At 41.5% G+C, this 6653-nt stretch carries 5 protein-coding genes, 2 pseudogenes and 1 riboswitch; of the genes and pseudogenes, 3 read left to right on the forward strand and 4 right to left on the reverse strand.

What is annotated here, in order from left to right:
* Positions 1-53 precede the first annotated feature (53 nt).
* Entirely contained in the window at positions 54-728 is a 675-nt protein-coding gene (locus tag CS060_RS13670; RefSeq protein ID WP_099669053.1) for a hypothetical protein, read from the reverse strand.
* Between the two features lie 36 nt (positions 729-764).
* Positions 765-847: riboswitch (cyclic di-GMP riboswitch) on the reverse strand.
* Positions 848-972: 125 nt separating this feature from the next.
* On the opposite strand from CS060_RS13670, the gene CS060_RS13675 reads away from it, so the two are divergent.
* Positions 973-1683: an NAD-dependent deacylase gene (locus CS060_RS13675; protein WP_035050775.1), complete on the forward strand. Its 711-nt coding sequence runs from the start codon at positions 973-975 to the stop codon at positions 1681-1683.
* Between the two features lie 44 nt (positions 1684-1727).
* On the opposite strand, the gene CS060_RS13680 is transcribed toward CS060_RS13675, so the two are convergent.
* The 3 genes and pseudogenes from CS060_RS13680 to CS060_RS13690 form a co-directional block, all read right to left on the reverse strand.
* Positions 1728-3119 carry a PH domain-containing protein gene (locus CS060_RS13680; RefSeq protein WP_035050774.1) on the reverse strand — a complete coding sequence of 464 codons (1392 nt, stop codon included), beginning with the start codon at positions 3117-3119 and terminating at the stop codon, positions 1728-1730.
* Positions 3109-3560 (reverse strand): annotated as a pseudogene (locus CS060_RS13685) (PH domain-containing protein). The gene CS060_RS13680 and the pseudogene CS060_RS13685 overlap by 11 nt, the downstream one beginning before the upstream one ends.
* 3 nt (positions 3561-3563) lie before the next feature.
* The gene (locus CS060_RS13690; protein ID WP_035050773.1) at positions 3564-4685 is read right to left on the reverse strand and encodes a M20 peptidase aminoacylase family protein; all 1122 of its coding nucleotides are present in this window, start codon (positions 4683-4685) and stop codon (positions 3564-3566) included.
* Positions 4686-4819: 134 nt separating this feature from the next.
* Between CS060_RS13690 and nhaC the strand changes: the two genes are divergently transcribed.
* Positions 4820-6232: a Na+/H+ antiporter NhaC gene (nhaC, locus tag CS060_RS13695; RefSeq protein WP_035050772.1), complete on the forward strand. Its 1413-nt coding sequence runs from the start codon at positions 4820-4822 to the stop codon at positions 6230-6232.
* A 47-nt stretch (positions 6233-6279) separates the two neighbouring features.
* A pseudogene (locus tag CS060_RS13700) lies at positions 6280-6528 on the forward strand (dipeptide epimerase); the annotation flags it as partial.
* Positions 6529-6653: the final 125 nt, after the last annotated feature.

Raw genomic sequence — 6653 nt, forward strand, 5'->3', positions numbered from 1 at the left:
TTATTAAAACAGCTTGTCGACTTTGTCGACAAGCTGACATCCTCACCATTTCATTATAGTAGCTCAAGCAGCTTCTTTTTATTTTGTTGTACTTTTTCTTCTAACGCCTTTACTTTTTCTTTCAATACTTGTACGTTGACATCATTCTTAGATACTTTCTTTTCTAACGCACGAATTTCATTTTTTACAGCTTTTAATTGATTAGACGCAGCAATAAGCTTCCCAAACCATTGATCTAGCTCTTCTTGTTTTTCCGCTTCATCGTCTTCATCTTGCACGACAGTTGATTGTTCAGCCGTAGTCACATTAGCGCTATATTGCGTTGTTACAGCCATGCTATCTTGTTCATTGACGACTTGTGCCGTTTGCTCTGTTGTTTGTTCACTTTGTGGTTGTGTTGGTTGTTCAGTTGGTTGTTCTTTCGGCGTGCTAAACGCTTCAAGCGCTATTGTCACTTCATTTAACCGCACTTCGATCTTACCTATTTTCTTGTTCAGTTCTGCTAATTTGTTTTTCAATATTAGTTGCTCTTTTTTCTGTTTGGCTAGCTCTTGTCTTTTTTTCGCTTCTTCTTTTTTCTTTTTCGCTAACAGTTGTTTTTTCTTCACTTCTTCTTTTTTCACAACAACATGGCTCTTCTCTACATGTTTTCCGTCATGCTTTGTTGCAAAAGCAGGAGAAGCAACAAGCATTGATGCTAATAAAATTGGCAAGCCTTTTTTCAACATTACCCTTTCCTCCATTTCATATGTATGTTTTTTGGTAATGGCAGCTGGCTGGCATAGGTATCCCGTTAGCCCCTATAGCTTTGCGACGCTAAGTTTCCTTAGCTGTGCCTTTAATTTCATTATACTGCTCTTATTTTCATGCACATGAATCGAAAGTCCTTATTTTTTCTAGTAAACAATGAGAAAACAAAGGAAATAAAGGGCGAATATAGAAATAGTATGGATCAAAGGGGGAAGAATGGTTATGATAGAGAGATGGTTAAAAGAGTCTTCGTACACAGTCGTCTTTACTGGAGCAGGAATGTCGACAGAAAGCGGCCTGCCTGATTTTCGTTCGGCAAAATCAGGGCTTTGGCGCACGAAAAATCCACAACAATTAGCAAGTACGTATGCGATGCAACATAACCGAGACGAGTTTATCGCATTTTATCAATATCGCATTCGTACGTTGCTTGAATGCCAGCCACATATCGGACATATCATTTTAGCTAATTGGCAACAGCAGGGGCTTATCCACCAAATCATCACCCAAAATGTCGATGGATTTCACCAACAAGCAGGCAGTACAAATGTCATCGAATTACACGGGACGTTGCGAACCGTCTATTGCTCGCGCTGTAAACGAACGTACGATGCGAAACGATATGTAGACGAACAGTTTACGTGCACATGCGGCGGCTTTTTGCGCCCTTCCGTTGTTTTATTCGGGGAGTCGTTACCGTATGATGCGTTTGAACAAGCATGGACAGCAGCTGAACGGGCAGATTTATGGATTGTGCTCGGCTCTTCTTTACAAGTGTCACCAGCTAACGAACTTCCTGTCATCGCGAAACGAAGCGGGGCAAAACTCGTTATCGTGAATATGGAACCGACGCCATTAGACGAATGGGCAGATTTGCTTATACATGGCCGTAAAATCGGGGAAGTGTTGAAGGAAATTGACGCATTCCTTTAAAAGTGAGTGTGTCCCAAAACGTGTACTTTTGGGACACATTATGTTTAATTTCCCAAAAACCATTCGTATATTGTTTTTGCTGTACTTTCATCAACATCAACAACTTTTGTACGTATGCCTGGCATGACCGTTGCATGTACGGTACATAATCCGAGTCGTTGTTGCATACGAGATTGAGAGATTGTTAACGATTGAATACGATGCTTTAACATATATACCGTTTTGGTCGTCAGCCATCCCCTTCTCAACGCTAGCTGCTCACTCTTAATCGCTACTCCTGCTCGTTTATAACTTCGATAGCCGACATATACTGCAGGCACAAGGAGAAGGAGCGTTTCAAATCGCTGAAAAAATACGATTGTTATGATCGGAATTAGCATCACCGTATAGAGCGACCTCAACATATAGCGCCAACGGGCACATGTACATAGCGATCGCAATGAACCGTGCAAGCGATATTCAGGAAAACAAGTAGCGATGAGCGAAGTGACTTCACTTGTTCGAACGATCGGAAACAACAGAAGACTTCCTTGTTTTCCATCATCAAGTGACCCACCTGCATGAACAAGATGAACAGAAACATAACCAAACAAGTATCGGATCGGACTTTCCTTCACTACAATGGCTTGAACGCGCTCAATCGATGTAGAAATACTCTTTTTTTGCAGCAATCCAGTTGTAATCATTAGCGTGTTTTTTTGTTTCACAACCGTAAAATTCATATAGCGCAGAAGATGACCAACGATAGACAAAATATAAGCGACAATTAGCATTGTAAACAAAAGTACAATGGTAGAAGTCATATCATCTATTGGTAAAAACGTTTTTAACCGTTCAAATGGAATAAAATCATTAAAATCAGAAAAAAATGCACCAATTGCCGCAATGACACCGAAAGCGCCGCCACTTGTCACAGCTAAAAAGAGCACATCTCTAAAACGGAGCGTAAATACAACATCCATCTCATTTTGTATAAGCATGTTTCCTTCGTTTTGATTGCGTATTGCACGTTTGATTTGATCGGCTTCCTCTATAGAAATAGCTGGCAACACGACTTCCGGATCATCAATTTGCCGTCCAGCTGTTTCAATATGTACTTGTACAACGCCTACTAATCGCTGGAGCAAACCGAACGACTGGGAAATGCCTTGAATACGTTCAAACGGGATGTATCGTTTCTTTTTCACAAATATCCCTTGTTCAATATACATTTCGTTTTCCTCAAAACGATACGTAAATCGCCGCCAAGACATATATCCAGCAAATAAAGCGTAAAGAAGAAATAAAAACAACGGCAACCAATCGATGAATGGATCTCCTGTTTTCTTTTTTATCGCAATAAGTAAGGCAAGGACAAGAAAAGGGCCTTGTCTCAACCGCTTCACCGTGTAAATAACAATCGCAATCGGATGTAACCGTTTCGTCTCATGCGTCATGGTCATCTTCCTTTACTAAAGAAGAAATGTAATGACGCAACTTTTCTGCTTCCCGTTCATCGAGAAACGGAATTTCATGCGCTGTTGCCGCTGTATAAATGTAAAGTGAAGCAAGTTTATATTTTCTAGCTAACGGACCTTGCTTTGCATCGACATGTTGAACGCGATGAAGCGGAATAAGCGTACGCTTTCGAATCCATACTCCGTGTTCAAGTTCAATTTCTCGATCGCGAATCATATATTGCCACCGCTCCCATTTCCAGCGCGGAACGAAAAAAACGAATAAAATAGCGTCTACGATCCATAAAAAAACTAACACCCAAACAACCATGTTGGAACGAAAAAGCTAACAATGACATATAAAAGAGCAAAAATCATTAAACGAATGATCTCATACATTCGCCACATAAACACGGCACGTTTGGAAAGTTTGTTTATCAACTTTCACACCCTCTCTTTTAACGCCTCCATCACTGCCACTTCTAAAATCCGAACGCCATCAAGCAAGCATGAACGGTCAAACGTCATGTGCGGATGATGCAATCCAGGTTTTAAGTTCGCTCCAAGTCCAAGCATCGCTGCTTTCACATGCGGTCGTTTAATCGTATAAAAATGAAAATCTTCGCTTCCTGACGTTCGTAAAGATGGCGCACATCCTCCTTTTCCTAACACGGCGATAATTCCTTTTTGAATGCATCGTTCCGCTTCGGCGGACACTTCGGCAGCTGGAACAAAATCTACCCATTTATACGAAATGCGTACGCCCATCGTTTCAGCATGTTGAATAATTTTTTCTACTTTTTGTTTAATTTGTTGTAATAACACGTTCGTTTCTGCCCGTACATCTAGAGCGAACTGGGCGCTGCCAGGGATAATATTTAAACTTTCCCCCCCTGCTACACACCTTGTCATTTTTACCGAATATGACTGTTGGGGAGAAAAATAAATGTTTTTCAATTGAAAATTAATGAGTGAAATGACGTCGATCGCATTTACTCCTTGGTGCGGGCGAGCCCCGTGACAATCAAACCCTTCGATATGTCCCACCAAAAACTTCGCCGCTCCGTGGCGAATGGACGGAGATGCTTGCTTTAAAGATAATTCCTCGCTTGGACGAAGATGAATACCAAACAAATAATCAACGTCATCAATCACTCCTTTTTCAACCATTTTTAGCGCTCCGCCTCCTTTTTCTTCTGCCGGCTGGAAAAGGAAGCGAACCGTTCCTTGCTCCCACTGTAACATTTTGAGACGTAAAATTAATCCCATTACAATCGTCATATGTGCATCGTGTCCGCATGAGTGATTCGCACGAAATTCTCCATCTACTTCTTGCCATAAGGCATCCATATCCGCTCGCACCATGACAACAGGCTTTCCGCTTCCCATTTCTGCAACAATCCCTGGACAATCGTCAAATAAACGATAGCGAACACCTTCACTATCTAAAAATTGCTTAATATACTGTGTCGTTCCGTACTCATTCCAGCTCGTCTCCGGATGGGTATGCAAGTAATGAAAAAACTCAAACAATCGCCCTTGTAAATGCTCGTCGTTCACAATCATTTCCCCTTCCTATTTTTACATAATACTTTCATTTTTTTACGAAAATAGATTGACGGACGTAAAACGAGTCTTTATTATTCATAATAGATTATATTTTAAGATAATTCAGAGATAGAGAAAAGGGGTTTAGGTAAATGAAAAAGCAAATATCGTTTTCTGTAGCAATTATTCCAGTTCTCGTCACGATTGTCGTCATGGCGCTGACAATCGTTGTCCTTGAACAAAGCCCACACATTCCGCTCATTGTCGGAACAACTGTCGCTGCGCTGATCGCTTGGCGCTCAGGTTATACGTGGAGTGAAATCGAACAATCGATATATAAAGGCATTCGCTTAGCGTTGCCGGCCGTCGTCATCATTATGCTCGTCGGTTTAACGATTGGAGCATGGATCGGCGGCGGGGTTGTTGCTACGATGATTTACTACGGTTTAAAGCTATTGACACCATCTTTATTTTTAGTATCGATCACGATTATTTGCGCCGTCGTCTCGCTAGCGATTGGAAGCTCATGGTCGACGATGGGCACGATTGGCGTCGCTGGGATGGGAATCGGGATGAGCATGGGCATTCCAGCGCCGATGATTGCTGGGGCCATTATTTCTGGTTCTTATTTTGGTGATAAAATGTCTCCGCTTTCTGATACAACAAACTTAGCTTCCGGACTAACAAATACAGATTTATTTGTACATATTCGCCACATGCTTTATACAACTATTCCTGGCTTGCTTATCGCACTAGGCGTATACGCATTTTTAGGAAAAGATTTCGGAAACAAACAAGTGAAGGCGGAAGAAATTGAACAGACATTAGCTGTATTGCAACAACATTTCGTCATTTCACCATTTTTATTGCTGATTCCGCTTCTTGTCATCGTGCTTGTCGCTAAAAAAGTTCCAGCCATTCCCGCATTAATCGTCGGTATTGTGCTCGGCTTTTTAGCACAAATCTTTATTCAAGGCGGATCTGTTGCTAGCGCGGTACAAGCGCTACAAAGCGGCTTCAGCATCGAAACAGGAAACAAAGTCGTCGATGACTTGTTTAACCGCGGTGGTTTAGAATCGATGATGTATACGGTGTCGATGACGATTGTCGCCATGACGTTTGGCGGCGTACTCGAACATACGGGGATGTTAGAAGCGATTGTGAAACAAATTTTAAAACTAGCAAAAACAGCAAAAGGCGTCGTTACTTCAACGATTTTCTCATGTGTAGCAACAAACGCGACTTGTTCGGAACAATACATTTCGATCGTCATCCCATCACGCATGTATGCAAACGCTTATAAAGAAAAAGGGCTCCATTCTAAAAATTTATCGCGTGCGCTTGAAGATGGCGGCACGTTAACGTCTGTCTTCTTCCCATGGAATACGTGCGGCGTATTTATTTTCGGTACGCTCGGCGTGCATGCTTTTGATTATGCACCATATGCTGTATTAAATTTTATCGTTCCAATCATTTCGATTTTGTACGCACTAACGGGCTTTTCAATCGAGAAATTGTCACCTTCTGAAGTATCAGCACAAAAAAATGCCCATATTCACGCATAAGGCTGTCTATTCATCGGGCAGCCTTTTTCAAGAAGGGAGAGAAACATATGCGTATTACCGCGATCCACATACACGCCATTCGCTTACCGTTGCACGCTCCATTTGTTGTCAGTTATCATTCTTATAAGGATATGCCGTCTATTATTGTAAAAATTGAAACAGATGAAGAGCTCGTTGGGTATGGGGAAGGCGTTGCAGATGAACATGTTACAGGAGAAACGTGGGAAAGCACATTCGCCATATTAAAACATACGTTATCTCCTCGTTTGATAGGGATAAACCCTTTACATATAGAAGCGTAACTATTCAGCCACATCATAAAGTGAGCTGAATATTTTTTGCTTTTCCTGTCTATGATGTGAATATTGATAGACAAGGAGGTGAATCGCATGTTGACGGTACAACAAGCTGTATTTACAGT

It is taken from the genome of Anoxybacillus flavithermus (genome assembly GCF_002742685.1).
Lineage (GTDB): Bacteria > Bacillota > Bacilli > Bacillales > Anoxybacillaceae > Anoxybacillus > Anoxybacillus flavithermus_E.